General features: G+C 62.3%; 30 protein-coding genes and 1 tRNA gene. 22 read left to right on the top strand and 9 right to left on the bottom strand.

Annotation, left to right across the window (positions count from 1 at the left end; translation table 11 throughout):
* Positions 1-2: 2 nt before the first annotated feature.
* The 17 genes from rplX (at position 3) to AAIL67_RS11875 (ending at position 8,549) form a co-directional block, all read left to right on the top strand.
* Entirely contained in the window at positions 3-320 is a 318-nt protein-coding gene (gene rplX, locus AAIL67_RS11955) for a 50S ribosomal protein L24 (protein ID WP_003068411.1), read from the top strand.
* A 10-nt stretch (positions 321-330) separates the two neighbouring features.
* Positions 331-870 (top strand): 50S ribosomal protein L5, encoded by a 540-nt coding sequence (gene rplE / locus AAIL67_RS11950; protein ID WP_003050507.1) that lies wholly within the window; start codon positions 331-333, stop codon positions 868-870.
* 8 nt (positions 871-878) lie between these two features.
* On the top strand, positions 879-1,184 hold the full coding sequence (gene rpsN, locus AAIL67_RS11945; RefSeq protein WP_003050509.1) for a 30S ribosomal protein S14: 306 nt from the start codon (positions 879-881) through the stop codon (positions 1,182-1,184).
* A gap of 20 nt (positions 1,185-1,204) precedes the next feature.
* The gene (rpsH, locus tag AAIL67_RS11940) at positions 1,205-1,600 is read left to right on the top strand and encodes a 30S ribosomal protein S8 (RefSeq protein WP_003050510.1); all 396 of its coding nucleotides are present in this window, start codon (positions 1,205-1,207) and stop codon (positions 1,598-1,600) included.
* 24 nt (positions 1,601-1,624) lie between these two features.
* Positions 1,625-2,158: a 50S ribosomal protein L6 gene (rplF, locus tag AAIL67_RS11935; protein WP_003068417.1), complete on the top strand. Its 534-nt coding sequence runs from the start codon at positions 1,625-1,627 to the stop codon at positions 2,156-2,158.
* Between the two features lie 11 nt (positions 2,159-2,169).
* Complete coding sequence (gene rplR, locus AAIL67_RS11930) at positions 2,170-2,535, top strand: 50S ribosomal protein L18 (protein WP_003050513.1); 366 nt, start codon at positions 2,170-2,172, stop codon at positions 2,533-2,535.
* Positions 2,536-2,550: 15 nt separating this feature from the next.
* Positions 2,551-3,072, top strand: a complete 522-nt coding sequence (gene rpsE / locus AAIL67_RS11925) for a 30S ribosomal protein S5 (protein ID WP_003050515.1) — start codon at positions 2,551-2,553, stop codon at positions 3,070-3,072.
* A 14-nt stretch (positions 3,073-3,086) separates the two neighbouring features.
* Complete coding sequence (rpmD, locus tag AAIL67_RS11920; RefSeq protein ID WP_003050517.1) at positions 3,087-3,269, top strand: 50S ribosomal protein L30; 183 nt, start codon at positions 3,087-3,089, stop codon at positions 3,267-3,269.
* An 11-nt stretch (positions 3,270-3,280) separates the two neighbouring features.
* On the top strand, positions 3,281-3,712 hold the full coding sequence (rplO, locus tag AAIL67_RS11915; RefSeq protein ID WP_003050519.1) for a 50S ribosomal protein L15: 432 nt from the start codon (positions 3,281-3,283) through the stop codon (positions 3,710-3,712).
* Between the two features lie 24 nt (positions 3,713-3,736).
* Positions 3,737-5,050, top strand: a complete 1,314-nt coding sequence (gene secY / locus AAIL67_RS11910) for a preprotein translocase subunit SecY (protein ID WP_003050520.1) — start codon at positions 3,737-3,739, stop codon at positions 5,048-5,050.
* A 118-nt stretch (positions 5,051-5,168) separates the two neighbouring features.
* Positions 5,169-5,282: a 50S ribosomal protein L36 gene (rpmJ, locus tag AAIL67_RS11905; protein WP_003050535.1), complete on the top strand. Its 114-nt coding sequence runs from the start codon at positions 5,169-5,171 to the stop codon at positions 5,280-5,282.
* Positions 5,283-5,304: 22 nt separating this feature from the next.
* Positions 5,305-5,670, top strand: a complete 366-nt coding sequence (gene rpsM, locus AAIL67_RS11900; protein ID WP_003068424.1) for a 30S ribosomal protein S13 — start codon at positions 5,305-5,307, stop codon at positions 5,668-5,670.
* Positions 5,671-5,687: 17 nt separating this feature from the next.
* Positions 5,688-6,092 (top strand): 30S ribosomal protein S11, encoded by a 405-nt coding sequence (gene rpsK / locus AAIL67_RS11895; protein ID WP_003050538.1) that lies wholly within the window; start codon positions 5,688-5,690, stop codon positions 6,090-6,092.
* A gap of 90 nt (positions 6,093-6,182) precedes the next feature.
* Positions 6,183-6,806 (top strand): 30S ribosomal protein S4, encoded by a 624-nt coding sequence (rpsD, locus tag AAIL67_RS11890; protein ID WP_003068426.1) that lies wholly within the window; start codon positions 6,183-6,185, stop codon positions 6,804-6,806.
* A gap of 112 nt (positions 6,807-6,918) precedes the next feature.
* Positions 6,919-7,917 carry a DNA-directed RNA polymerase subunit alpha gene (gene rpoA, locus AAIL67_RS11885; protein ID WP_003050542.1) on the top strand — a complete coding sequence of 333 codons (999 nt, stop codon included), beginning with the start codon at positions 6,919-6,921 and terminating at the stop codon, positions 7,915-7,917.
* A 131-nt stretch (positions 7,918-8,048) separates the two neighbouring features.
* Positions 8,049-8,432 carry a 50S ribosomal protein L17 gene (gene rplQ / locus AAIL67_RS11880; protein WP_003050544.1) on the top strand — a complete coding sequence of 128 codons (384 nt, stop codon included), beginning with the start codon at positions 8,049-8,051 and terminating at the stop codon, positions 8,430-8,432.
* A gap of 40 nt (positions 8,433-8,472) precedes the next feature.
* A tRNA-Met gene (locus AAIL67_RS11875) sits at positions 8,473-8,549 on the top strand.
* A 74-nt stretch (positions 8,550-8,623) separates the two neighbouring features.
* Here AAIL67_RS11875 and AAIL67_RS11870 read toward each other — a convergent pair.
* Complete coding sequence (locus AAIL67_RS11870; protein ID WP_034355023.1) at positions 8,624-8,950, bottom strand: hypothetical protein; 327 nt, start codon at positions 8,948-8,950, stop codon at positions 8,624-8,626.
* 268 nt (positions 8,951-9,218) lie between these two features.
* On the opposite strand from AAIL67_RS11870, the gene AAIL67_RS11865 reads away from it, so the two are divergent.
* Positions 9,219-10,724: a DASS family sodium-coupled anion symporter gene (locus AAIL67_RS11865; protein ID WP_034404542.1), complete on the top strand. Its 1,506-nt coding sequence runs from the start codon at positions 9,219-9,221 to the stop codon at positions 10,722-10,724.
* Between the two features lie 9 nt (positions 10,725-10,733).
* Here AAIL67_RS11865 and AAIL67_RS11860 read toward each other — a convergent pair whose 3' ends face one another.
* From AAIL67_RS11860 to AAIL67_RS11830, 7 genes are read right to left on the bottom strand one after another with little or no spacing between them, the layout of a single operon-like run.
* Positions 10,734-11,324 (bottom strand): alkylhydroperoxidase domain protein, encoded by a 591-nt coding sequence (locus tag AAIL67_RS11860; RefSeq protein WP_034404540.1) that lies wholly within the window; start codon positions 11,322-11,324, stop codon positions 10,734-10,736.
* The gene (locus AAIL67_RS11855) at positions 11,321-12,016 is read right to left on the bottom strand and encodes a CMD domain protein (protein WP_343484105.1); all 696 of its coding nucleotides are present in this window, start codon (positions 12,014-12,016) and stop codon (positions 11,321-11,323) included. Before AAIL67_RS11855 ends, AAIL67_RS11860 begins: the two co-directional genes overlap by 4 nt.
* Entirely contained in the window at positions 12,013-13,131 is a 1,119-nt protein-coding gene (locus AAIL67_RS11850) for a putative FMN-dependent luciferase-like monooxygenase (protein ID WP_034355012.1), read from the bottom strand. Before AAIL67_RS11850 ends, AAIL67_RS11855 begins: the two co-directional genes overlap by 4 nt.
* Complete coding sequence (locus tag AAIL67_RS11845) at positions 13,112-14,797, bottom strand: ABC transporter ATP-binding protein (RefSeq protein WP_343484104.1); 1,686 nt, start codon at positions 14,795-14,797, stop codon at positions 13,112-13,114. Before AAIL67_RS11845 ends, AAIL67_RS11850 begins: the two co-directional genes overlap by 20 nt.
* Positions 14,794-15,726 carry an ABC transporter permease gene (locus AAIL67_RS11840; RefSeq protein ID WP_343484103.1) on the bottom strand — a complete coding sequence of 311 codons (933 nt, stop codon included), beginning with the start codon at positions 15,724-15,726 and terminating at the stop codon, positions 14,794-14,796. The genes AAIL67_RS11845 and AAIL67_RS11840 overlap by 4 nt, the downstream gene beginning before the upstream one ends.
* The gene (locus AAIL67_RS11835) at positions 15,723-16,670 is read right to left on the bottom strand and encodes an ABC transporter permease (protein ID WP_343484102.1); all 948 of its coding nucleotides are present in this window, start codon (positions 16,668-16,670) and stop codon (positions 15,723-15,725) included. Before AAIL67_RS11835 ends, AAIL67_RS11840 begins: the two co-directional genes overlap by 4 nt.
* 26 nt (positions 16,671-16,696) lie before the next feature.
* Positions 16,697-18,409 (bottom strand): TIGR04028 family ABC transporter substrate-binding protein, encoded by a 1,713-nt coding sequence (locus tag AAIL67_RS11830; protein WP_343484101.1) that lies wholly within the window; start codon positions 18,407-18,409, stop codon positions 16,697-16,699.
* A gap of 221 nt (positions 18,410-18,630) precedes the next feature.
* Here AAIL67_RS11830 and AAIL67_RS11825 point away from each other — a divergent pair, with 221 nt between their 5' ends.
* From AAIL67_RS11825 to AAIL67_RS11815, 3 genes are all read left to right on the top strand, one after another.
* The gene (locus AAIL67_RS11825) at positions 18,631-19,215 is read left to right on the top strand and encodes an OsmC family protein (RefSeq protein WP_198528600.1); all 585 of its coding nucleotides are present in this window, start codon (positions 18,631-18,633) and stop codon (positions 19,213-19,215) included.
* A gap of 23 nt (positions 19,216-19,238) precedes the next feature.
* The gene (locus AAIL67_RS11820; RefSeq protein WP_343484100.1) at positions 19,239-20,060 is read left to right on the top strand and encodes a VOC family protein; all 822 of its coding nucleotides are present in this window, start codon (positions 19,239-19,241) and stop codon (positions 20,058-20,060) included.
* 118 nt (positions 20,061-20,178) lie between these two features.
* Entirely contained in the window at positions 20,179-21,429 is a 1,251-nt protein-coding gene (locus tag AAIL67_RS11815) for an Hsp70 family protein (RefSeq protein WP_224649107.1), read from the top strand.
* Positions 21,430-21,513: 84 nt separating this feature from the next.
* Here AAIL67_RS11815 and rsmI read toward each other — a convergent pair whose 3' ends face one another.
* Positions 21,514-22,437, bottom strand: coding sequence for a 16S rRNA (cytidine(1402)-2'-O)-methyltransferase (gene rsmI, locus AAIL67_RS11810; RefSeq protein ID WP_034395826.1), 924 nt, complete (start codon positions 22,435-22,437; stop codon positions 21,514-21,516).
* 189 nt (positions 22,438-22,626) lie between these two features.
* On the opposite strand from rsmI, the gene AAIL67_RS11805 reads away from it, so the two are divergent.
* Positions 22,627-23,847, top strand: coding sequence for an integrase arm-type DNA-binding domain-containing protein (locus AAIL67_RS11805; RefSeq protein WP_343484099.1), 1,221 nt, complete (start codon positions 22,627-22,629; stop codon positions 23,845-23,847).
* Positions 23,848-24,197: the final 350 nt, after the last annotated feature.

Raw genomic sequence — 24,197 nt, 5'->3', positions numbered from 1 at the left:
CCATGAACAAGATTCGCAAGGGCGACGAAGTTATCGTGCTGACCGGCCGTGACAAGGGCAAGCGTGGCGTGGTTTCTCTGCGCAAGGATGACTCCCACGTGATCGTGGACGGTGTCAACCTGGTCAAGAAGCACACCAAGCCTAACCCCATGAAGGGCACCACCGGCGGTATCGTGGAAAAGGCCATGCCTATCCACCAATCCAACGTGGCTATCTTCAATGCAGCGACCGGCAAGGCCGATCGCGTGGGCATCAAGGTGAACGCCGACGGCACACGTGTTCGCGTGTTCAAGTCCAATGGCGCTGAAATCGCCGCCTAAGGAGTAACACATGGCACGACTGCAAAAACTCTATCGCGAAAAGATCGCGGCTGAACTGAAAGAAAAGTTCGGCTACACCTCCGCTATGGAAGTGCCCCGTCTGACCAAGATCACTCTGAACATGGGTGTGAGCGAAGCCGTGGCCGACAAGAAGGTGATGGACAACGCCGTGGCTGACCTGACCAAGATTGCTGGTCAGAAGCCTGTGGTGACCAAGGCCAAGAAGGCTATCGCTGGTTTCAAGATCCGCGAAGGCCAAGCTATCGGCTGCATGGTGACCCTGCGTGGCGTTCAGATGTACGAATTCCTGGACCGTTTCGTGACCGTGGCTCTGCCCCGCGTGCGTGACTTCCGTGGTATCTCGGGTCGTTCGTTCGACGGTCGCGGCAACTACAACGTTGGCGTCAAAGAACAAATCATCTTCCCCGAAATCGAGTACGACAAGGTGGACGCTCTGCGTGGTCTGAACATCAGCATCACGACAACAGCGAAGAACGACGAAGAGTGCAAGGCACTGCTCGCCGCTTTCAAATTCCCCTTCAAGAACTGAGGTGGCGCATGGCTAAAGTAGCAATGATTCAGCGCGAACTGAAGCGCGAAAAGCTGGCAGCCAAGTATGCTGCCAAGTATGCAGAACTGAAGGCAATCGCCGGCGACGTGAAGCGTTCCGACGAAGAGCGCGACGCCGCTCGCCTGGGTCTGCAGAAGCTGCCCCGTAACTCGAACCCCACTCGCCAGCGTAACCGTTGCGAGATCACTGGCCGTCCTCGCGGTACCTTCCGCCAATTCGGTCTGGGTCGTGCCAAGGTGCGTGAATTGGCCTTTGCTGGCGACATCCCCGGTGTCACCAAGGCCAGCTGGTAAGCAAGCAGGAGAGATTAAACATGAGCATGAGTGATCCCATCGCTGACTTGCTGACCCGCATCCGCAATGCACAACTGGTCTCCAAGGCCACTGTGTCGGCTCCTTCCTCCAAGGTGAAGGTTGCCATCGCACAAGTGCTGAAGGAAGAAGGCTATATCGACGGCTTCGAAGTGAAGTCCGAAGGTGGCAAGTCCGAACTCGAAATTACCCTGAAGTACTACGCCGGTCGCCCTGTGATCGAGCGTATCGAACGTGTGAGCCGTCCCGGCCTGCGCGTGTACAAGGGTCGTCACGCAATTCCTCAGGTCCAGAACGGCCTGGGTGTGGCCATCGTCACTACTCCCAAGGGCGTGATGACTGATCGCAAAGCACGTGCTGCCGGTATCGGCGGTGAAGTGCTGTGCTATGTGGCCTAACGGACATTAAGGAGAAATACTGAAATGTCTCGCGTAGCAAAAGCTATTGTGACCATCCCCGCAGGTGTGGATGTGTCCATCAACGCTGAAACCATCAAGGTCAAGGGCAAGGGCGGCGATCTGTCGCTGGCTCTGAACGGCCTGGTGACCATCGGCAACAACGACGGCAAGCTGTCCTTTGCTCCCGCCAACGATTCCCGTGAAGCTGACGCTCTGGCCGGTACCATCCGCCAGCTGGTCAACAACATGGTCAAGGGCGTGACTGAAGGCTTCGAGAAGAAGCTGACGCTGATTGGCGTGGGCTACAAGGCCGCTGCACAAGGTTCCAAGCTGAACCTGGCTGTGGGCTTCTCGCACCCCGTCAACTTCGAGATGCCTGCCGGCATCACTGTCGCTACCCCCACTCCGACTGAAATCGTGATCAAGGGTGCTGACCGTCAAGTGGTCGGTCAATTGGCTGCTGAGATCCGTGCCGTTCGTCCTCCCGAGCCTTACAAGGGCAAGGGCATTCGCTATGCGAATGAGAAGGTCGTGATCAAAGAGACCAAGAAGAAGTAAGGAGCTGCATGATGTTGAACAAGAAAGAGCAGCGTCTGCGCCGTGCCCGTCAGACTCGCATCCGCATTGCCCAGCAAGGCGTTGCACGTCTGAGCGTGAACCGCACCAATCTCCATATCTACGCCTCCGTGGTTTCGGAAGACGGCACTACCGTGCTGGCTTCGGCCTCCACTGCAGAAGTCGAAGTGCGTTCGCAACTCGGCGCCGCTGGCAAGGGTGGCAACGTGGCCGCCGCCACGCTGATCGGCAAGCGCATTGCTGAGAAGGCTAAGGCTGCTGGCGTTGAGAAAGTGGCTTTCGACCGCGCCGGTTTTGCATACCACGGCCGCGTGAAGGCTTTGGCAGAAGCCGCTCGCGAAGCGGGCCTGCAGTTCTAAGCGGAGCGGATACAAATGGCTAAATTTTCCCCCAAAGTGCAAGACGAAGGTCGTGACGACGGTCTGCGCGAAAAAATGATCGCGGTCAACCGCGTCACCAAGGTTGTGAAGGGCGGTCGTATTCTCGGCTTCGCTGCACTGACCGTGGTTGGCGACGGTGACGGTCGCGTTGGCATGGGTAAGGGCAAGTCCAAGGAAGTGCCTGCTGCCGTGCAAAAAGCGATGGAAGAATGCCGTCGCAACCTGATGAAGGTTGCACTCAAGAGCGGCACCATTCACCACTCGGTGAAGGGCCATCACGGCGCTGCCAAAGTCGAGCTGCACCCAGCTCCCAAGGGTACCGGCATCATCGCTGGCGGCCCTATGCGCGCTGTTTTTGAAGTGGTGGGTATCACCGACATCGTGGCCAAGAGCCACGGTTCGTCGAACCCCTACAACATGGTTCGCGCAACTTTCGACGCTTTGAAGAACTCCACGACCCCTGCGAACGTGGCAGCAAAGCGCGGCAAGTCGGTCGAAGACATCTTCACCGCCTGATCGGAGTCCAGCACATGACAACACAACAAACTGTCAAGATTCAGCTGGTTCGTAGCCCCATCGGCACCAAAGAGTCGCACCGTGCGACTGTGCGTGGCCTGGGTCTGCGCAAGCTGAACAGCGTCAGCGAACTGCAGGACACTCCTGAAGTGCGCGGCATGATTAACAAGATCGCCTACTTGGTGAAGGTTCTCTGAAAGGATTGATGATGGAACTCAATAGCATCAAGCCTGCAGACGGCGCCAAGCACGCCAAGCGTCGCGTGGGTCGCGGTATCGGTTCTGGTCTGGGTAAGACTGCCGGTCGCGGTCACAAGGGTCAGAAGTCGCGTTCGGGTGGCTACCACAAGGTGGGCTTCGAAGGCGGTCAAATGCCTCTGCAGCGTCGCCTGCCCAAGCGTGGCTTCAAGTCGCATCTGCTGAAGTTCAATGCAGAAGTGACCCTGTCCGAGCTGGATAAGCTCGGCCTGGCCGAAGTCGATCTGGCTGCTCTGAAGCAAGCCGGTCTGGTTGGCTCTATCGCTAAGGTCGTGAAGATCATCAAGAGCGGTGAACTGACTAAGGCTGTCAAGCTCAATGGTATCGGCGCTACCGCCGGTGCCAAGGCTGCCATCGAAGCTGCCGGTGGCAGCATCGCCTGATTAAAGTTCTGAAAGAAGACATCCGTGGCTACTAGCGCAGCTCAAATTGCAAAGACTGGAAAATTCGGCGACCTGCGTCGTCGTCTGGTTTTTCTGTTGCTTGCGCTGGTCGTATACCGCATCGGGGCGCATATCCCCGTTCCGGGCATCGATCCAGCGCAGCTGCAGCAGCTGTTCTCTGGCCAGCAGGGCGGCATTCTCAATCTGTTCAACATGTTCTCGGGTGGAGCGCTCTCGCGCTTCACAGTGTTCGCACTGGGGATCATGCCGTACATCTCGGCATCGATCATCATGCAGCTCATGACCTACGTGGTCCCGACATTCGAGCAGATGAAAAAGGAAGGTGAAGCGGGTCGTCGCAAGATTACCCAGTACACCCGCTACGGCACTCTGGGCCTGGCGCTGTTTCAGTCCTTGGGAATCGCTGTTGCCCTGGAAAGCTCCGCAGGCTTGGTTCTGAACCCTGGTTTTGGCTTCCGCATGACTGCGGTCGTCAGTCTCACGGCCGGTACCCTGTTCCTGATGTGGCTCGGTGAACAGATCACTGAACGTGGTCTGGGCAACGGTATCTCGATACTGATCTTTGGCGGTATCGCTGCAGGCCTGCCGAGCTCCATCGGCGGTCTGCTGGAACTGGTGCGCACCGGTGCCATGAGCATTCTGGCGGCAATCTTCATTGTTCTCGTTGTGGCAGCCGTGACGTATTTCGTCGTGTATGTCGAACGAGGTCAACGCAAGATCTTGGTGAATTACGCACGCCGACAAGTCGGCAACAAGGTGTACGGTGGTCAGTCTTCGCACTTGCCACTGAAGCTGAACATGGCAGGTGTGATTCCTCCCATCTTCGCTTCGTCGATCATCTTGCTGCCCGCTACGGTGGTGAATTGGTTCAGTGCAGGAGAATCCATGCGCTGGCTGAAGGATATTGCGAGCACGTTGACCCCTGGTCAGCCAATCTATGTCATCCTTTATGCTGCCGCGATCATTTTCTTCTGCTTCTTCTATACGGCCCTGGTTTTCAACAGCCGGGAAACTGCCGACAACCTGAAGAAGAGTGGCGCTTTCATCCCCGGGATTCGTCCTGGCGAACAGACAGCCCGCTACATTGACAAGATTCTGGTTCGCCTGACCCTGGCTGGCGCGATCTACATTACCTTCGTGTGCTTGTTGCCCGAATTCCTGATCCTGAAGTACAACGTTCCGTTCTACTTCGGTGGTACATCGTTGCTGATCATTGTGGTCGTGACAATGGACTTCATGGCGCAAGTGCAGAACTACGTGATGTCGCAGCAATACGAGTCGCTCCTGAAAAAAGCGAACTTTAAGGCTGGTATTTGATGACAAGGCTGCCCAAGGGGGCAGCCTGCCAAAAGTTAGTAGACGCCCATCGATCTATCGCGGGCAATGTTTCCCGGTCGATAGGCCGATAGTGGATGGAAAGTTTTAGGAGAAAAGAATGAGAGTTTCGGCTTCGGTCAAGAAAATCTGCCGTAACTGCAAGATCATCCGCCGCAAAGGTGTTGTGCGCGTGATCTGCACTGACCAGCGCCACAAGCAGCGCCAAGGTTGATTGAAAGCATTAGAGGACTAATATGGCACGTATTGCTGGCATTAACATCCCGCCGCACAAGCATGCTGAAATCGGCCTGACTGCCATCTATGGCATCGGTCGCACTACAGCTCGCAAGATCTGCGAAGCATGCGGTATCGAGTATTCCAAGAAGGTCAAGGACCTGACGGACGCTGATCTGGAAAAGATCCGTGACTTCCTGAATCCCATGACTCTGGAAGGTGATCTGCGTCGCGAAACCACGATGAACATCAAGCGCTTGATGGACATCGGTTGCTACCGCGGTTTCCGTCATCGTCGCGGCCTGCCCATGCGCGGTCAACGTACCCGCACAAACGCCCGTACTCGCAAGGGTCCGCGCAAGGGTGCTGCGGCTCTGAAGAAATAAGAGATTGAAAGATCATTATGGCTAAGTCTCCCGCAAACAACGCAGCTGCTCGCGTTCGCAAGAAGGTCCGTAAGAATATTTCTGACGGCATCGCGCACGTGCACGCTTCGTTCAACAACACGATCATCACCATCACCGACCGTCAAGGCAACGCTCTGTCGTGGGCTTCGTCGGGTGGCCAGGGCTTCAAGGGTTCGCGTAAGTCGACTCCCTTTGCTGCTCAGGTTGCTTCGGAAGTGGCCGGTCGTGCTGCTATCGAACAGGGCATCAAGAACCTGGAAGTCGAAATCAAGGGTCCCGGTCCTGGCCGTGAATCCTCGGTTCGCGCCCTGGGTGCTCTGGGTATCCGTATCACTTCCATCTCGGACGTGACTCCGGTTCCCCACAACGGCTGCCGCCCTCAAAAGCGTCGTCGTATCTAACTTTTTTATCAAGCCCACCGCCGCCCAGGTGCATTTGCATCGCGGGCGGCTCCCGTGTTTGCGCACGGTAGATGACACAAAGGAAATCAAGTGGCACGCTATATTGGCCCTAAGGCAAAACTCTCCCGCCGCGAAGGCACCGATCTGTTCCTGAAGAGCGCACGTCGCTCCATTGCAGACAAGGCAAAGTTCGACACCAAGCCTGGTCAGCATGGCCGCACTTCCGGTCAGCGCACTTCCGACTACGGTCTGCAACTGCGCGAAAAGCAGAAGGTCAAGCGCATGTACGGCGTGCTGGAGAAGCAATTCCGCCGCTACTTCGAAGCTGCTGACCGCAAGCGTGGCAACACTGGTGCCAACCTGCTGTCGCTGCTGGAATCGCGTCTGGACAACGTCGTGTACCGCATGGGCTTCGGCTCCACTCGCGCTGAAGCACGTCAGCTGGTGTCGCACAAGGCTATCACTGTGAACGGCCAGTCCGTGAACATTCCTTCTTTCTCCGTGAAGGAAGGCGACGTGGTTGCCCTGCGTGAAAAGTCCAAGAAGCAAGCTCGCGTGGTCGAGGCTCTGCAACTGGCTGCTCAAGTGGGCTTCCCCGCATGGGTTGAAGTGTCTGCTGACAAGGCAGAAGGTACTTTCAAGAAGTCTCCTGACCGCGATGAATTCGCAGCTGACATCAACGAATCCCTGATCGTTGAGTTGTACTCGCGTTAATCTTTAGCAGCGACATTTCTGTAAACCGTCCCCACGGCGCGAGGCATCGCGCCGTGGGTGCTTCACCAGCCTTACCGGTGTAACGAGCCGAGGGTATTGAGAGGAAGTCTGCATGCAAACGAATTTGCTGAAGCCCAAGACAATCAATGTCGAGCAACTTGGTCACAACCGTGCCAAGGTTGTTCTGGAGCCGTTTGAGCGTGGCTACGGTCATACGCTGGGCAATGCCCTGCGCCGTGTTCTGCTCTCCTCCATGGTGGGTTACGCAGCGACGGAAGTGACGATTGCTGGGGTGCTGCATGAGTACTCCTCCATCGACGGTGTCCAGGAAGATGTGACCAACATCCTGCTGAACCTCAAGGGTGTGGTGTTCAAGCTGCACAATCGTGACGAAGTCACCCTGAGCCTGCGCAAGGATGGCGAAGGTGTTGTCACTGCCCGTGACATTCAGACCCCCCACGACGTAGAAATCGTCAACCCTGATCATGTGATCGCCCATCTGTCGCAAGGCGGCAAGCTGGACATGCAGATCAAGGTGGAAAAGGGCCGCGGCTATGTGCCCGGCAACGTGCGCCGCTACGGTGACGAATCGACCAAGTCGATCGGCCGTATCGTGCTCGACGCTTCGTTCTCGCCCGTCAAGCGCGTGAGCTACGCTGTCGAATCCGCACGTGTGGAACAGCGTACCGATCTGGACAAGCTGGTTCTGGAAATCGAAACCAACGGTGCCATCACCGCTGAAGACGCAGTGCGTGCATCCGCCAAGATCCTGGTGGAGCAGCTGGCAGTGTTTGCCCAGCTCGACGGTGGCGATATCGCCAGCGTGTTCGACGCTCCTGCCGGTGGCCGCGGCGCTGCCACGTCGTTCGATCCCATCCTGCTGCGTCCTGTGGACGAGCTCGAGCTCACCGTGCGTTCTGCCAACTGCCTCAAGGCAGAGAACATCTACTACATCGGTGACCTCATCCAGCGTACCGAAAACGAGCTGCTCAAGACTCCCAACCTGGGTCGCAAGTCGCTCAACGAGATCAAGGAAGTTCTGGCTTCCCGCGGTCTGACTCTGGGCATGAAGCTTGAAAACTGGCCACCCGCTGGCCTGGAAAAGCGTTAATTGCTAGAATAGAAAACTTTGCTGGAGTTGATCCGGCAAAGTCCAAGTGCCTCGGGCAGTACCTGATACGGCTGCCTGATTTAATTTAGAAAAGATCTCCGGATAAAAACGGGGAGCAAAGGAAAAGCACCATGCGTCACGGCAACGGCCTCCGCAAACTGAACCGCACTTCTGCACACCGCAAGGCAATGCTGCAGAACATGATGAACTCGTTGATCGAGCACGAAGCAATCAAGACCACGGTCCCCAAGGCCAAGGAACTGCGTCGCGTCATCGAGCCCATGATCACTCTGGCCAAGGTTGATACCGTGGCTAACCGCCGTCTGGCTTTTGACCGTCTGCGCGACCGCGACAGCGTGACCAAGCTGTTCAACGTGCTGGGTCCCCGCAACGCTCAGCGTCCCGGCGGCTACACACGTATCCTGAAGATGGGCTTCCGCGTGGGCGACAACGCTCCCATGGCCTATGTGGAACTGGTTGAGCGCGCTGAAGAAGCCGCTGCTGCAGCTGAATAAGCCCGAGCAGGCTGCAAAGCCTGCTATAATTTGGAAATACCGCGCGATGGAGCAGTCTGGTAGCTCGTTGGGCTCATAACCCAAAGGTCGGAGGTTCAAATCCTTCTCGCGCAACCAAATTGAAAAGGTCACGACAATGTCGTGACCTTTTTTTTTTGTCCATTTTCCATTGAAGGGCGGCAGCGCTGGTATCAGCCCGTCATCCCTCCCGGCGCTGTGCCCGAGCGCCGGCTCAAATGCTCGCGCACCCGGCTGGCGATCACCTGGGCGATTTCCGGGCTCAGCACCTCGCTGATATGCAGTACCTCGGTGTAGTGCAGATAGAGCAGGCCGCGCAAGGTCCTGAATGCCGTCTCATGTTCGGCACCGCAGATGCCGGCATCGTTGGCCAGCACGCGTTCGACGGCACCGGGGTCGAGCAGCCGGATCTTGCAGATAGCAGCCTGATGCAGTATCGCTAGATCTATTTCTTCAAGGCGGCTTTCCCATTCATCGGGCAGGAATCGGTTCGCTGGCATTTAGAGTGTCTCTCCTGCTGAATCCATGGGCATGTGCCCAATGCTTGAATACTGGCATGTACGAGGTCTTGCCATCGGTTTTGCTTCTGCAAGTCTTGCCGTTGATCAAACTTTGGTAACGTAAAAGTCGGCCTGGAGTCGAAGCCATGTGGCACTGCATCATGATGCCAGTCTGTGACCTGAGCGCCAATGTCCGTCGGGGACTCCTGGCTTTTGCTGGGCTGAGGTATGGTGTCTCGATGCGCTGCAGGTAAAGAAAAGGACTTCTATGTTCGAGAAGATCGTCTCGATGTTCCGTTACTTCAAATCGGTCGTTCCGTTTCGGGTCGTGCCTGCACTGATTTCCACCCTGGTGCTGACCGGTCTGCTGCTGACGCCGGTGCCTGCGGGACTGGACAGCAAGGCCTGGCAACTGGTGGCCATCTTTCTGACGACCATCGTGGCGATCATCCTCAAGGTCATGCCCATAGGCGTGATGGCATTGATGGCGATTGTCATCGTGTCGCTGTCTCAGGTGACCTCCAGTTCGTCCAAAGGTGCGATCACGGATGCGCTGAGCAGCTTTGCGAATCCCCTGATCTGGCTGATCGTGGTGGCGGTTCTGATCTCGCGCGGTCTCAAGAAGACGGGGCTCGGCAACCGCATCGGATTGCTGTTCATTGCGCTGATGGGCAAGCGCACCATAGGCATAGGTTACGGACTCGCGATCTGCGAGCTGGTACTGGCCCCGTTCACGCCCAGCAACACGGCACGCGGCGGCGGCATCGTGCATCCGATCATGAAGTCCATCGCCAATGCCTTCGAATCGGACCCTGCCAAGGGCACGCAAGGCAAGGTCGGGACCTATCTGGCGCTGGTCAACTACCATTCCAATCCGATCACCTCGGCCATGTTCCTGACCGCGACGGCGCCCAATCCTCTGGTCGTGGACCTGGTGGCCAAGGCCACGGGTCAGTCCCTGCACCTGAGCTGGACAAGTTGGGCTCTGTACATGCTGCTGCCAGGGCTGCTGTGTCTGCTGTTGATGCCGCTGGCGATCTATCTGCTGTCGCCACCTGAACTCAAGGCCACGCCCAATGCCGTGGAGTACGCGCGCGCCGAGATGGCAGGCATGGGCCCGCTGTCAGGCAAGGAGCGCGTGATGCTCGGCACTTTCGGCGTGATGCTGCTGCTATGGGCGAATGTGCCGCAGATGCTGTTCGGCCCGGCGTTCACGCTGGACCCGACCGTGGTGGCTTTTCTCGGTTTGTTCGCCCTGATCATCACGGGGACCATCGATTGGGATGATGTGCTGTCCGAGAAAAGCGCCTGGGACACCCTGATCTGGTTCGGTGCCCTGGTCATGCTGGCCGAGCAGCTCAACAAGCTCGGTGTGGTCGCCTGGTTTGCCGAGGGCTTGAAGAGCGCCATCGTCGCCAGTGGCCTGGACTGGCTGCCCGTGGCTGCCATTCTGGTGGGCGTCTTCGTCTTCTCGCACTATCTGTTTGCCAGCACCACGGCCCATATCAGCGCCATGATGCTGGCCTTTCTGACCGTGGGCGCGCAGCTGATCCCGGCTGACTACGTCGTCCCCTTCATGCTGATGATGACGGCCGGTTCGGCCATCATGATGACGCTGACGCACTACGCGACCGGAACATCGCCCATCATCTTCGGCAGCGGCTATGTGACTCTGGGTGTCTGGTGGCGCGTGGGGGCCGCGATGTGCGTGCTGGAGTTGCTGATCTTTGCTGTCGTCGGCGCTGCCTGGTGGAAGCTGCTGGGACTGTGGTGACCTGCGGCCTCAGGTGGCCGTATGCAGGGGCTCGCCCAGCGACAGCATGAGCCGGTTGGCCCAGTTGAAGAAGGCCGTGCCGTGAAGCGCATCGGAGATGGCTGCATCGTCGAGACCGGCGGCGCGCAGCGCATCGATATGACTGGACTCCAGTGCGGGCGGCGTCTGCGTCAAGGCCACGGCGGCGGCAACGATGGCATTCCAGCGCGGGCCCAGGTCGGTGCCCGGACCTTCATCGAGCAGGCGCTGCACATCGGCGGCGCGGTGCGAGAAATGCGTGGCAAAGCGCGCATGTACCGAAGCGCAGTAGATGCAGCCGTTGGTGCGTGAGGTTGCAGCTGCTGCCAGTTCGCGCTCGGCGCGCGGCAGGCCGGCGTCGGGGTTGTAGAAGATGTCCTTGTCGGTGCGCGTGCGTGCTCCCAGCGTGTCGGGGTCGCGCGCCAGCAGCCGGAAATAGGGTGAACGCGCGCGCGCCGCGTCCACCAGCCCCGCATGGTGGCGCTCGCTCAGCTCGCTCTCCTGCAGCGGAGCTATCCATGGTTGCCAGTCGAGCTGTTCCTGGGTGAAGACCTGGGGGGAGGTGTTGTGCGTGGTGGTCATGGCTGGGCTTGCAGGGCGAGGGTGGACGATGCCGTGGTGACTGCTGCTCGTGCGCCAAGCACGCGCAGCCCCGCCACGAGGCGGATCTGGAAGGACAGAAAAGAGGCGAGCTGGGACAGGATGACGATATCGGTCTCGCTCCAGCCGGCCTGCTGCAGCACCAGCAAGGCCTGGGCACTCGCATCGCGTGGGTGGTAGGCCAGCAGATGGGCATGGGCCAGCGCGGCGCTCATGCGCGGGCCCAGCAAAGCCGCATGGGCCGGGTCCACGGCGTAGCTGGGGCCGCTCTGGTCCTCGCGGCTCAAGGGGCCGGCCGGATAGATCCCGTAGGGGCCGTGCGGACCGCTGCCGGGCTGCAGGCTGGCAGCGCGCCCGCGCACCACTTCCGAGCTCACGGCACCGGCCAGATCGGCATCTTCGACCGCCAGGGCGCGTGTGTAGAAGGCCGTGCTGCGGGGCTCGCCATGCAGGCCTGCCGTGAAGGCGGCCAGCGTCAGGCGCTCGCGCAGCGAGACGGTTCCTGAGATGAGCTCTGCGGGGGTGAATAGGGCGGCAAAACTCTGCTGGGCCTGGGTGCGCGCCTCGCTGCGATGGCGGCGCACCTGATCCAGCGTGCTGCCGGCAGCGATATCGGCGAGATGGTCGATTACATCTTCGGGAAAGCGGGTCTGTGCGGTGTTGCTCATGGTCATGCAGCTTGAAGCAGTTCGGTCCGGACTAGGGGGTGGGAAGCGCCGGTGGGGGCCTCGTTGCGGCGCCAGCCCAGAGCTGGTGCCACGACGGCTGCCGTCAGCTCGATGGAGCGCAGAATGGCCTGGTGCGGCGGGTCGATGGAGTGAACCTGGAACACGATGTCGGTGGCTTGCGTCAGCGCCGTGTCGGCGCGCAGCGAGGCGATCACCTCCTCGGGTGTTCCCACATGCACGTCGTAGGCTTCAATGAGCTGCTGCAGCGGCGCCTGCGGATCGACGCGCGTTGCCCATTGCGTGGACGCGGATGAAGCCAGGGCCGCATGACGCTGGGCCGCGCGGCGCAGACCAGCCTCGGCCCATTGCAGTGCCTGGGCGCGCTGGTCGGAAACCAGCAGGGTGCGCGAAGCCAGGATGCGCGGTGCGCGTCCTGCGGGCAGGGCCGCGAGATAGGCTTCGATGATGGGGTTCTGTATCTCGGACAGCGTGGCGCGGGGGCGGCCTTCGGGTCGGGGCTGTGTGCGCGAGAGCATCAAGCCGTCCCCGTTGGCCCCGGCGCGTGCCCCGCCTTCGACCGAGAACGTGGCCTGCCAGACGCGCTCCAGCAACTGCGGGGCTGCGGGGTACAGGCGCACGCCGCCTGCCAGCTCGCGCCCGGCCCAGGCATCCCTCAGCACGGCGAAATTGCGCGCAAAGACCGCGCCGCGCTCGCTGCCTGTGACGCCGAAGGCCTCGAAGGACTCCGCCGTGCCGCCGGTGCCCAGGCCCACCTCGAGGCGGCCGTTCGAGAGCAGGTCCAGCACGGCCGCATCCTCGGCCACGCGTAGCGCGTTTTCCAGCGGCAGCGTGACCACGCCCGTGCCCAGGCGGATGCGCCGCGTGCGGGCCGCCACATGCGCAAGAAAGACAAAGGGCGAGGGCAGGCCGCCCTCGCTTTCGTGGAAATGATGCTGGGCGATCCAGGCCGAGTCGAAGCCCTGGGCTTCGGCATGGGCGATCTGCTCGGTGACTAGGCGGTAGCGTTCGCCGGCCGGTACCTCATCGAGCAGGCGGCTGAAGAAGCCCAGGCGCGGGGTCGGGCGCGCGCGAGCAAGAGTGTCAGGCGGGGTGGGGGACAAAATCAATGCTCCTTTTGCCGGGAATGGCGTCCATGAGTTCGCGCGTGTAGTCGCTGGTGGGGCGCAGGAACACGTCCTCGACGCTGCCCGCGTCCACCACCTTGCCTGCGCGCAGCACCGACACCGTGTCGGCGATCTGGCGCACCACGGCAAGGTCGTGCGAGATGAAGAGATAGCTCAGACCCAGGTCCTGCTGCAGCTGCGCGAGCAGGGCTAGGATCTGGGCCTGCACGGTCACGTCCAGGGCCGAGACGGCCTCGTCCAGCACCACCACCTCGGGTTGCAGCACCAGGGCGCGTGCAATCGCCACGCGCTGGCGCTGGCCGCCCGAGAGCGCATGCGGGCGCCGTTCGAGCACGGCGGCCGGCAGGCCCACGCGCTCGAGCATGTCAAGCACGCGCTGGCGGCGCTCCTGGGGCGGCAGCGGCTCGAAGTTGAGCAGCGGCTCCTCGATGATGTCGAAGACACGCTGGCGCGGGTCCAGTGAGCTGAACGGGTTCTGGTAGACCAGCTGGACCTTGCGCCGCAGCTGGCGCAGGGCCTCGCCGCGCAGGCCCGTGAGTTCGGTGCCGGCGATGCGGATGCGACCCGATGTAGGGCGTGCCAGGCCCACGATGTCGCGTATGGTCGTGGTCTTGCCCGAGCCTGACTCGCCGACGATGGCATGCGTGGAACCCCGGCGCAGGCGCAGCGACACACCGTCCACGGCGCGGAAAACGCCGCGCCCCTGGCCGGGGGCATGGAAGTCGTGGACCAGGTTCTCGACCTCGATGGCCCAGTCTTGGGCAGGGGCCGCCGCCGATGGCGCGGTGCGACGGGGGACGGGCGTAAGCGACGGAGCATCAGACAGCAAGCGGCGCGTATAGGCGCTTTGCGGATTGCGCAGAAGCTCCAGTGTCGGGCCTTGTTCCTGGATACGACCGCCCTGCATGACGATGAGGCGATGTGCGCGGTCGGCCGCCACGCCCAGGTCGTGGGTTACTAGCAGCACGGCGGTGCTGGTTTCGCGGCGCAGTTCGTCGATCAGATCCAGGATGCGCCGCTGCACCGTGACATCCAGCGCGCTGGTGGGCTCGTCGGCGATGATCAGCGCAGGCCGCAGCGCGATGGCGATGGCGATCAGCACGCGCTGGCGCATGCCGCCCGACAGCTCGTGCGGATACTGGCGCGCGCGCAGGGCGGGCTGGGACAGGCCCACGCGGGTCAGCAGGTCGATCACGCGCGCCTCGATGGCAGAGCGGTCGCGCAGGCCGTGAATGCGCAGGATTTCGCCGACCTGGTCGCCCACGGTGCGCACGGGGTTGAGCGAGGTGGTCGGATCCTGGGGCACCAGGCTGATCACGCGGCCGCGAATGTTGTTCCAGCGCGCAGCACTCCAGTCCGAGACCTCGGTGCCCTGCAGCCGGATGCTGCCTTGCTCGCGGCGCCCGTTGTCGGCGAGCAGCCCGATCACGGCCTGGGCCGTGGTGGTCTTGCCAGAGCCCGATTCACCGACCACGGCCACGACCTCGCCGGGGGCCACGGAAAACGACAGGCCGTGGACCACGCGCTGTTCCCGGCCGCTGTGGTCGCGGTAGGCGATGACCAGGTCCTGGACTTCGAGCAGCGGGGCGGCGGCTGCGGCAGGGATTGCAGTGGCGGGGCGGTCTTGCAGCAGGGTGCTCATGCCGGCCTCCGCGCGAAGGAGGCGCCGATGCGGTTGGCGGCCAGAACCACGGCCACCACGACCAGGCCCGGCGCCGTGGTCAGCCACCAGGCGGTGGCGATGTAGTTGCGCCCTTCGGCGATCAGCAGACCCCATTCGGGCGTCGGCGGCGGTGCGCCGTAGCCCAGAAAGCCCAGTGTGGAAATCGACAGGATGGCCGAGCCGAACTGCAGCGCGGCCAGGGCCACCACCGAGGTCAGCGAATTGGGCAGCACATGGCGCCACAGCACGGCCGCAAAGCGTCCGCCGCTGCCGAAGGCAGCCTCCACATAGTCCGAGCGGCGCACGCGTACCACCTCGGCGCGCACCAGGCGCGCGAAGCCGGCCACGGATGCCACCCCCACGGCGATGGCTGCATTGATGGTGCCAAAGCCCAGCAAGATGATGATGGTCAGCGACAGAAGCAGCGAGGGCACGGCCAGAAGCACGTCGACGAGGCGCATCAGCGCGTCATCGACGCGGCCGCCCGCTGCACCGGCCAGCAGGCCGATCAGCGTGCCCGCCACCAGGCCCACGGCCACGGCCAGGAAAGCGCCCGACAAGGAGTGCACGGAGCCATGCACTACGCGGGCCCAGAGATCACGCCCCAGCGCATCCGTGCCCAGCCAGTGCGCGAGGCCGGGCTCCAGCAGTTGCTGGCCGGCCTGGCCGACGACGGGGTTCTGATGGGCAAACCAGCCCGGAACCAGGGCCCACAGCGCGGCCGTGGCAATCACCAGCCAGGCCAGGGCCAGCGTGGGCGGCAGGCGCCTGAACCTTTGCAGATCGATCAGGACGGGGCGCAGGCTTTTTGCGGCCGGTGCCGGCGGGGGCGCCAGCCTGGGCGCTGCGGTGGAGGCGACGCCGGATGCCTGGGGCTTGGGAATGGCGGTCGAGACGGCGGTATTCATGCCCGGTTCTCCACAGAATGACGCAAACGAGGATCGAGCAGCGGGTAGAGCAGGTCCACGGCGAGGTTGATGAGCACGAAGGCGGCTGCCGAGACTACGACCACGGCCTGGAGCACGGCCGTGTCCTGGTTGCCCACGGCCTGCTGGGTCAGCGTTCCCAGGCCGTTGAGGCCGAACACGGCCTCGGTGACCACGGCGCCGGCCAGCAGCTCGCCGAACAGCACGCCGGCAATCGTCAAGGTCGGCAGCAAGGCATTGCGCGCCACATGGTGCAGCAGTACCCAGGCGCGAGAAGCGCCCTTGGCGCGCGCCACGGCCACGAAGGGCTGGGCCAGCGCGGTGTCGATATTGCGCAGCAGGATCTGGGCCAGTGGCGCCGAAATGGGGACGGCCAGCGTGAGAGTGGGAAGGACCAGGCCTTTCCAGGGGCCGGGATTGATGACGGGAATCCATCCCAGACGGAAGGACAGGACCTGGATCAGCATGATGCCCAGCCAGAAAACGGGCACGGAGACGAAGACCGAGGGCAGGGCTTGCAGGGCATTGCGCAGCCAGGCTAGCGGCGCGAGGCTGGCCGCGGCCGCCAGAGCGATGGCCAGCAGCGCCGCCGTGGAAAAGCCCAGGGCCGCCAGGCGCAGCGTGGGCGGCAGACTGGTGGCCAGGCCCTGGCTCACGGGCACGCCGGCCTGCAGCGAGTAGCCGAAATGGCCCGTGAGGAACTGAGCCAGCGTGTGCAGGTATTGCTGCCAGACGGGCTGGTCGGCGCCATAGGCGGCGCGGATGTCGGCGATTTCCTGCGGGCCCAGGCCCAGCTCGGGGTTCAGGAACTTGATCAGCACGGCATCGCCCGGCAGCAGCTGCAGCAGGATGAAAGAGGCCGTGAAAGCCGCCCACAGCACCAGGGCGGCCTGTGCGATGCGGCCAAGCAGATAGCGGCGTGGCATGGGTGCGCCTCCTTGGTCGCTCGCGCTCAGCGCTTGGCCAGCCAGGTGCTGTAGAAGCTGGGACGGCCCACGGCCTCGAAGCCCACCTCACGCACCCAGGTCGCACCCGCGAAGGCCTGGGGCTCCTCGAAGATCGGGATCACATAGGCCTGATCGATCAGATAGTTCTGCACCTCGCCGGTCAGCGCGAGACGCCGGTTGGCATCGGTCTCGGCCGCGATGGCATCGAACAGGCGGTTGAGCTTGCCGTCCTCGAAGGACTTGACCTTCTGGCTCACACCGCCTTTTTGCAGCAGCACATTGCGGTTGCTCGGGTAGTAATTGCTCTTGATCACGTCGGGATCGGCGCGGCCCACCATGCCCGGCAGCACGCCGGTCTTGTCGGGGTCCAGTGTGTCCACCGTGCGGCTGCCCGAGTCTCCGGCCAGCACATTGAGCTTGATGCCCAGCCTGGCCCATTGCTGGGCCACGAGCTGCAGTGTTTCCTTGTTCTGTGGCTGAGGCAGAGATTCGTAGGTCGAGAGCACGAAGTCCTGACCGTTCTTCTGGCGCAGGCCGTTGGCGCCCAGGCTCCAGCCGGCCTCGTCGAGCAATTGACTGGCCCTGGCCTCGTCAAAGACCAGCTTGGCCGACAGGTCCACATAGCCGGCTGCCGTGGAGGCGATCACCGAACGTGCCTGCGGGTAGCGCGGCGAGAACAGGGTTTCGACGATCTCCTTGGTATTGGTGCCATGCAACAGGGCCTGGCGCACCTTGAGGTCGGCCACCAGGGCGTTGTCGGGACGGATGGCGATGCTGTTGTTCACGCCGCGCGTGGACGGCGCGTAGATGCTGAACTTCTGTTGCTCCACGCGCTTTTCGTCATAGGCCTGGACCTGGCGGATGAAGCCGGCCTGGCCGGCCAGCAGTGCGCCTATGCGCACGCTGTCCTCGGGTGTGACGATGAACTTGACTTCATCCAGGCGTGCGCGGCCCTGGTGGGCCAGCCTGGCGGGGCCCCAGGCGTAGTCCTGGCGTGCCTTGAGCACCAGCTCCTTGCCCAGGGTCTCGCTGGCCACCACGAAGGGGCCCGAACCTATGATGCGCGTGGCATCGCCAAGCTCCTCGAACGGACGATCCAGCGTGGCCGGCGAGACCAGGCCCGAGCCGATCACCGAAGTGCCCTGGAGAAAGCCCGGCGAGGGCTTTTTGAAGAAGAACTTCACGGTCAGCGGATCGACGACTTCGCTGCGCTCGTAATTGTTGATGACCTCGGAAACCGGTTGCTTGAGAGCCTTGTTGCCCAGGCCGTAGGTGTCGAAGTTGCGCGCCACGGCGGCCGCGTCCAGCGGCGATCCGTCCGAGAAGCTCACGCCGGAGCGCAGCTTGAAGCTGTACTCGGTGGCATCGGCGTTCACGGTCCAGGACTCGGCGATCCAGGGCTGGATTTCCAGCGTCTCGGGGTCCTGGTAGGTCAGCTTGTCCGTGATCTGGTTGAGCAAGCCGCCGTTGGGATAGAAGCCTCCGGCAGGCGGATAGAGATTGGTGTGTGCCTGCTGTTCGAGGTAGACCAGGGTGCCGCCCTGGACCGGTTCCGCCGAGGCACCGGCCTGGGCCGTGCCGGATTGTCTGGAGCAGCCGGCCAGCAGCATGCTGCCCGTCAGTACCGCCACTGCGGCCCATAGGGCGCGGCGTCGGGCCGGCTTGTTCACCGGCTGTTTTGTCGATGGATCCGTCTGCGAAGGGAAAAACACGTTCATACCTCGTCGCCGCATGGCGTTGAAAACTCAGGTTCCGGACGCATCGCCGCAGCGACCGACCGGATTCATGGTTCTCATGCTATCGACGCCAAATATTCGTGTTCATATATTGAGTAGCATCGTTATGCGAAAAGCAACTAAGCGGTGAGGGGCCGCATATTTGCAAAGCGCATAAGCGCAGACGAATTCCTTTGTTGGCCCGGCGCGCCGCTCTCACAACAATGGCCTGGCATTCCTCTATCGAAAGCCCGCTCATGAGCCATCTCAACGAATATCTTTCCGAAAAACGCGCGGCCGTGCTGGCGCGCAGCGCCGCCATCGAGGCGGGCACGGCCCAGGCCGCCAGGCTCAAGGCCAGCGTGCGTGCCGAGGGGCGCAGCGGCGTGCGTCGTCTGCGCATCCGCGAACACCAGGTCATCAGCGACAGCCCGCCCGACTTCGCGGGCTACAACCTCGGCCCGAGCTCGCCCGAGCTGCAACTGGGCGTGCTGGGCACCTGCGTGACCCATATCTTTCTGATCCAGGCGGCCGAGCGCCAGGTGCCGCTGGAGAGCCTCGAAGTCGAGGTCACGGGCGTCATCGACCCGCGCGGCGGCAAGCCCGGCCATGAGGCGACGCCGATCTGGCCGCACGATATCGGCTATACCGTGCATATCGATTCGCCAGCCAGCCGCGCCGAGATCGATGCGCTGTTCGAGGCCGTGGAGAGAACCTGCCCCATCCTCAACCTGCTGCGCCACCCCCAGTCCATCCGCGCCGAGGTGCGCCATACCGACTCCAGCGCGCCCGAGCGCCTGGCGGCCTGAGAACCTTTTGGAAAGACTTTTGCATGAGCCTGCCACTCGACCATATCGTCATCGCGGTCCAGGATCTGGAACGCACGATTGCCGACTACCAGTCCCTGGGTTTCAACGTGCTGCGCGGCGGCGAGCACCCGGGCCGCTCCACGCACAATGCCTTGGTGGTCTTTGCCGACGGCGCCTATTTCGAACTCATTGCCTGGCGTGCGCCCGCGCCCGAGGAACGCTGGTGGCAGCAGTTGCAGCAGCACGACGAGGGCCTGGTCGACTTCGCGCTGCTGCCCTCCGAGACCGGCGCCGTGGTGGCGGCGGCCCAGGCGCGCGGCCTGGACTATGAAGCGCCTTATGAGGGCGGACGTCTGCGTCCCGATGGAGAGCAACTGCGCTGGCGCAATGCACGCGCCCACAGCCAGGATCTGCCGTTTCTGTGCGGCGACCTGACGCCGCGTGCCTTGCGCGTGCCCGAAGGCCAGGCCCGGGTGCATCCCAATGGCGTGACCGGCGTGGCGCGCCTGGAGGTAGCGGTGAAGGACCTGCAGGCCAGCCTGGCGCGCTGGCGGGCATTGCTCGGCGAAGGCGTGGATGTCAGCGCGCTGCGGGTCTCGGCCGACGGCAGCACGCAGCAGGTATCGCTGGGTCTGGGCACCACCGAGCTGGTGTTGGCGGCACCCGTACAGGCTGCAGGCCTCCTGGCCCAAAGACTGGCCACTCGCGGCGAAGGACCTTATGCGGTCGTGCTGTCGGTGCCGCAGCAGGCGGTAGCAGGGGAACTGGACGAAGTTGCCACCCACGGGGTGCGCATTGAACTGGCACTGCATTCCGGCAGCGAGCTGGAAACCGCCGCCGCCTAGGCCCAATAACAGGGGCGCTAGAATAGCGCCCCCGCTGACACCCATGCCCACTTCGGTGGGCGTTTTCGTTGCGACCGCGGCAGCCTTTGCGGGCCGACGCGGTGCAGCGCCGCCTTTCATGACCACAGCTCTCACGCCTGCCACTCTGGGCATCGATTTCGGAACCTCCAACTCTGCTGCTGCCTATCGCCTGCCTGGCAAGACCGCAACTTTGCTGCCTCTGGAAGGGGCTGCCACCGGCATGCCCACGGCGCTGTTCTTCAATACCGAAGAGCACAGCACGCATTTCGGCCGCGATGCCATGCAGCAGTATCTGGCAGGCGAGGAAGGGCGCCTGATGCGCTCGCTCAAAAGCCTGCTGGGCAGCAGCCTGTTGCTGGAAAAGACCGCGGTGCACGAGCAGCTCGTCAGCTACCAGGACATCATCGCGATCTTTCTCAAGCGCGTGGCCGATCAGGCACGCCAGGCGCTGGACGGTCGTCTGCCCGAGCGTGTGGTGCTGGGGCGTCCCGTGCATTTTGTCGACGAGCACCCGCAGCGAGACCGTCAGGCTCAGGATGCCCTGGCCGCTGCGGCGCGCGCCGCTGGCCTGGGCGAAGTCAGCTTTCAGCTGGAGCCGATTGCGGCGGCGCTGGATTACGAGCAGCGCCTGAGCGAGGAGCAACTGGTGCTGGTGGTCGATATCGGCGGTGGCACCTCGGACTTCACGGTGGTGCGTCTGGGCCCGCAACAGGCCGGGCATGCCGACCGCACCCAGGACATTCTGGCCACCACCGGCGTGCATATCGGAGGCACGGATTTCGACCATCGCCTCAATGTGGCCCAGGTCATGCCGTTGCTGGGCTACAAGCACATCGGCCCCAGCGGGCGCGAGGTGCCCAGCAGCGTGTTCTTCGATCTCTCCACCTGGCATCTGATCCAGTGGCTATACACGGCCAAGGCCCTGGCTGCGGCGCGCGGCCTCAAGAGCGATTACAGCGATCCGCAGCTGCACCAGCGCCTGATGAAGGTGCTGGATTGGCGCGAAGGCCATAGGCTGGCCGATGCGGTGGAGCAGGCCAAGATTGCAGCTTCGCAAAGCCATGCGGCCTCGGCCATAGCGCTGGACTGGCTGGAGCAAGACCTGCCGGCGGCCATCTCCCCGGAGGTTCTGCAGGAGCAGTTGCAGGCCTTGCTGCTGCAGGTCGTCGAATGTGCGCAGGACTGTGTGCGCCAGGCCGGCGTGGCAGCGCCAGACGCCATCTATCTCACCGGCGGCTCGTCGGCCCTGCGTACCCTGCGCGATGCGCTGCGCGTCGCTTTCCCCGATGTGCCGCAGGTCGAAGGCGACCTGTTTGGTGGCGTGGCAACCGGTCTGGCCTACGCTTGAGTCGCAACCAGGCTTCCCCAAACGGGGGCTGCGGGGCAGCCCTTGCCAGGCGTCTCTGGTTTGTACCGAGCCCGGTTGACCTACCTATTCCTCTTCGGCGGCCCGCTTGAGTTCCAGCGCCCGGTCGTAGAGCGTGTTGCGGCTGGCCCCAGTGATTTCTGCGGCCAGTTTCACGGCCGTCTTGGTCGGCAACTCGGCCAGCAGCAGCTTGAGCACGCGCTCGGCCTCGCCCGATTCCTGCTGCACTGCCACGGGGTGCAGCACGATGGCGAACTCGCCCTTGATGCGCTGCGGCGAGGCCTGCAGCCAGGCTGCCAGCTCGTGGGCCGGCATGCTGGCGATGTCTTCAAACTGCTTGGTGATCTCGCGCGCCAGCGTGACGCGACGCTCGCCCAGCAGGGCCAGAGCCTGGGCCAGCTCGATGATGCGGTGCGGTGCTTCCAGCAGCACGGTGCAACGCGGCTGGTCGGCCAGCTTCTGCACGGCGGCCAGTCGTTCGGCATTCTTGGTGGGCAGGAAGCCGGCAAACACAAAACCGCTTTCGCCCTGTGCCGGAGTGACGGCGCCGGCCACGCTGATGGCCGATGTCACGCTGCTGGCGCCTGGCAGCGGAATGCTGCGCAGACCCTCGGTCTGCAGCGCCGCGCACAGGCGCGCGCCCGGGTCGCTGACGCCGGGAGTGCCGGCATCGCTGACATAGGCGATGCGCTGGCCTTGCTGCAGGCGTTCGATCACCTGCTGGGCGGCTTCTGCCTCGTTGTGCTGGTGCACGGCCAGCAACTGGTTGCCGGGTCGGTCCAGCCCGTAGCTGCGCAGCAGGCCCTGGGTGTGGCGCGTGTCTTCGCAGGCGATGCAGTCCACGATCTGCAGTACATGCAGCGAGCGCAGGCTGATATCGGCCAGATTGCCAATCGGCGTCGCCACCACATACAGGGCTCCCTGCGGATAATGCTGGGAAGCGGCCGCGTCATGTGCGGCAGTCAGTGCAGAGGCGAAAGAGGTAGTCAATGGATTTCCTTGGAAAGGGATGTTGTAGTTGTCCCGGATTGTTCCGAAAAGTACTTTTTAGGTCTTCTTCTCTCTGTGAATGAGACCGGATAACGTCTTGGGTTATCTCTGATGGTCCATGGACATACCAACAATTTGTTGGTATTTTTGTTGGCATCTGGAAATTCCAGCATTTGAGATACCAACAAAATGCCCTTGACCGACACCTTTGTGCGAACGGCAAAAGCCGACCCCAGTAAGCCCACAGGCGTAAAGCACTCTGATGGCTATGGACTGTACCTGCACGTCAAAGAGGTCGGGAAGTACTGGCGTATGGCCTACAGGTTCGCTGGGAAGCAGAAGACCCTGGCCATTGGCACCTATCCCGCAGTAACTCTGGCCCAGGCCAGAAAGCGCAGAGATGAAGCACGGGCAGAGTTGGCCGAAGGGATAGACCCCAGTCAGGCCAAGCGTGAAGCCAAGGCGGCAGAGGTCGCTAAGGCGCACAGCACTTTCGAGAAGCTGGCCATGCTGTGGTTGGATAAGACAGCCAACGAGCGCAAGCCCAGGACGCAGACCAAGCTGTCGGACTGGATGCACAAAGATATTCTGCCCTTCATTGGGCATATGCCCATAGAGGCTATCAGACCACGCGATGTGCTAGCTGTGGTGCGGAAGATGGAAGCCCGTGGCGCTATCGACAGCGCCCGTAGGCTGGGGCAGATATGCGGGCAGGTGTTTCGTTTCGCCGTGGCGGCGGGCCTAGCAGAGCGCGACGTTACCGTAGACCTCAAAGGTGCCTATGCCAAGGCAGAGAGAGGGCACCACGGGGCCATCACCGAGCCGGTGAAGTTGGGCGCACTGCTACGTGACTTGGATGTGTACGTGGGGCACCCGTACTGCACAACTGCCATGCGACTGGCCCCGCATGTTTTTCTGCGCCCTGGCGAGCTGCGTGCGGGGGAGTGGGCAGAAATTGACCTTGATAAGGCAGAGTGGCGTATCTCCGCAGAGCGCATGAAGATGGCAAATGACCACATCGTTCCGTTGTCCACCCAGGCCGTCTCAATGTTGCGCGAGCTGCAGAAGATAACGGGAGGAGGCCGCTACATCTTCCCCAGCATTCGCAGCAAGAACATGCCTATGTCTGCCAACACCATCAATGCCGCATTGAGGGCCATGGGCTACGACTACGACACCCAGACTGCCCACGGTTTCCGAGCCACGGCCAGAACAATCATGGATGAGGTGTTGGGCGAGCGCGTGGACCTGATAGAGCACCAACTTGCCCATACGGTGAAAGATGCCAACGGTCGGGCCTACAACCGCACGGCCCACCTGCCAGCGCGCCGGGAGATGATGCAGCGATGGAGCGATTACCTGGACCAGCTCAAGCGCGGCGCTGAGATATTCCACTTCAAGCAGGCATGAGCTCCACTCGGCTTGTATGGAAGGCCAAGGCAAGGCATGTCGGCCATGCCGCGTGGATACTCTGCGCCCGCGTCAAGGCGTGAGAGTCTGGAGCAAACTGGGGTGCAGTTCGACAGCGCCAGCAAGCTTGGTGCATTGCGAGTGGTTGAGGTGAAAGATGAATCGCACGCGACTTCTATTTTTGAGTGCTACAGGTGTTACGCGTGCTACAGCAATGATTTATAAGGGCTAAAGGCGTAGCATTGATAGTCTTTATGGTGCTACAGATGCTACACATCTTCGTCACAAATTAGTTTCTGCACCAGCTAGGCCCGCGAACCGAAAAGCGGGACACCCTGCCCGCCTGCTGG

The sequence above is a fragment of the Comamonas sp. A7-5 genome, assembly GCF_039581385.1.
Taxonomy (GTDB): domain Bacteria; phylum Pseudomonadota; class Gammaproteobacteria; order Burkholderiales; family Burkholderiaceae_C; genus Comamonas; species Comamonas thiooxydans.
Note: the sequence above shows the minus strand (reverse complement) of the source record. Positions and strands in the feature narration are given on the sequence as shown.

Coding starts and splice junctions, on each gene's coding strand:
- rplE (WP_003050507.1), top strand. CDS start 331: ATGGCACGACTGCAAAAACTCTATCGCGAAAAGATCGCGGCTGAACTG.
- AAIL67_RS11820 (WP_343484100.1), top strand. CDS start 19,239: ATGAGCCTGCCACTCGACCATATCGTCATCGCGGTCCAGGATCTGGAA.
- AAIL67_RS11835 (WP_343484102.1), bottom strand. CDS start 16,670: ATGCCACGCCGCTATCTGCTTGGCCGCATCGCACAGGCCGCCCTGGTG.
- AAIL67_RS11840 (WP_343484103.1), bottom strand. CDS start 15,726: ATGAATACCGCCGTCTCGACCGCCATTCCCAAGCCCCAGGCATCCGGC.
- AAIL67_RS11825 (WP_198528600.1), top strand. CDS start 18,631: ATGGCCTGGCATTCCTCTATCGAAAGCCCGCTCATGAGCCATCTCAAC.
- rpsE (WP_003050515.1), top strand. CDS start 2,551: ATGGCTAAATTTTCCCCCAAAGTGCAAGACGAAGGTCGTGACGACGGT.
- AAIL67_RS11865 (WP_034404542.1), top strand. CDS start 9,219: ATGTTCGAGAAGATCGTCTCGATGTTCCGTTACTTCAAATCGGTCGTT.
- AAIL67_RS11815 (WP_224649107.1), top strand. CDS start 20,179: ATGACCACAGCTCTCACGCCTGCCACTCTGGGCATCGATTTCGGAACC.
- rplF (WP_003068417.1), top strand. CDS start 1,625: ATGTCTCGCGTAGCAAAAGCTATTGTGACCATCCCCGCAGGTGTGGAT.
- rpoA (WP_003050542.1), top strand. CDS start 6,919: ATGCAAACGAATTTGCTGAAGCCCAAGACAATCAATGTCGAGCAACTT.
- rplQ (WP_003050544.1), top strand. CDS start 8,049: ATGCGTCACGGCAACGGCCTCCGCAAACTGAACCGCACTTCTGCACAC.
- AAIL67_RS11870 (WP_034355023.1), bottom strand. CDS start 8,950: ATGCCAGCGAACCGATTCCTGCCCGATGAATGGGAAAGCCGCCTTGAA.
- rplX (WP_003068411.1), top strand. CDS start 3: ATGAACAAGATTCGCAAGGGCGACGAAGTTATCGTGCTGACCGGCCGT.
- AAIL67_RS11830 (WP_343484101.1), bottom strand. CDS start 18,409: ATGAACGTGTTTTTCCCTTCGCAGACGGATCCATCGACAAAACAGCCG.
- AAIL67_RS11855 (WP_343484105.1), bottom strand. CDS start 12,016: ATGACCATGAGCAACACCGCACAGACCCGCTTTCCCGAAGATGTAATC.
- rpsK (WP_003050538.1), top strand. CDS start 5,688: ATGGCTAAGTCTCCCGCAAACAACGCAGCTGCTCGCGTTCGCAAGAAG.
- rpsM (WP_003068424.1), top strand. CDS start 5,305: ATGGCACGTATTGCTGGCATTAACATCCCGCCGCACAAGCATGCTGAA.
- AAIL67_RS11845 (WP_343484104.1), bottom strand. CDS start 14,797: ATGAGCACCCTGCTGCAAGACCGCCCCGCCACTGCAATCCCTGCCGCA.
- rplR (WP_003050513.1), top strand. CDS start 2,170: ATGTTGAACAAGAAAGAGCAGCGTCTGCGCCGTGCCCGTCAGACTCGC.
- AAIL67_RS11860 (WP_034404540.1), bottom strand. CDS start 11,324: ATGACCACCACGCACAACACCTCCCCCCAGGTCTTCACCCAGGAACAG.
- AAIL67_RS11805 (WP_343484099.1), top strand. CDS start 22,627: ATGCCCTTGACCGACACCTTTGTGCGAACGGCAAAAGCCGACCCCAGT.
- rpmD (WP_003050517.1), top strand. CDS start 3,087: ATGACAACACAACAAACTGTCAAGATTCAGCTGGTTCGTAGCCCCATC.
- rplO (WP_003050519.1), top strand. CDS start 3,281: ATGGAACTCAATAGCATCAAGCCTGCAGACGGCGCCAAGCACGCCAAG.
- rpmJ (WP_003050535.1), top strand. CDS start 5,169: ATGAGAGTTTCGGCTTCGGTCAAGAAAATCTGCCGTAACTGCAAGATC.
- rpsH (WP_003050510.1), top strand. CDS start 1,205: ATGAGCATGAGTGATCCCATCGCTGACTTGCTGACCCGCATCCGCAAT.
- rpsN (WP_003050509.1), top strand. CDS start 879: ATGGCTAAAGTAGCAATGATTCAGCGCGAACTGAAGCGCGAAAAGCTG.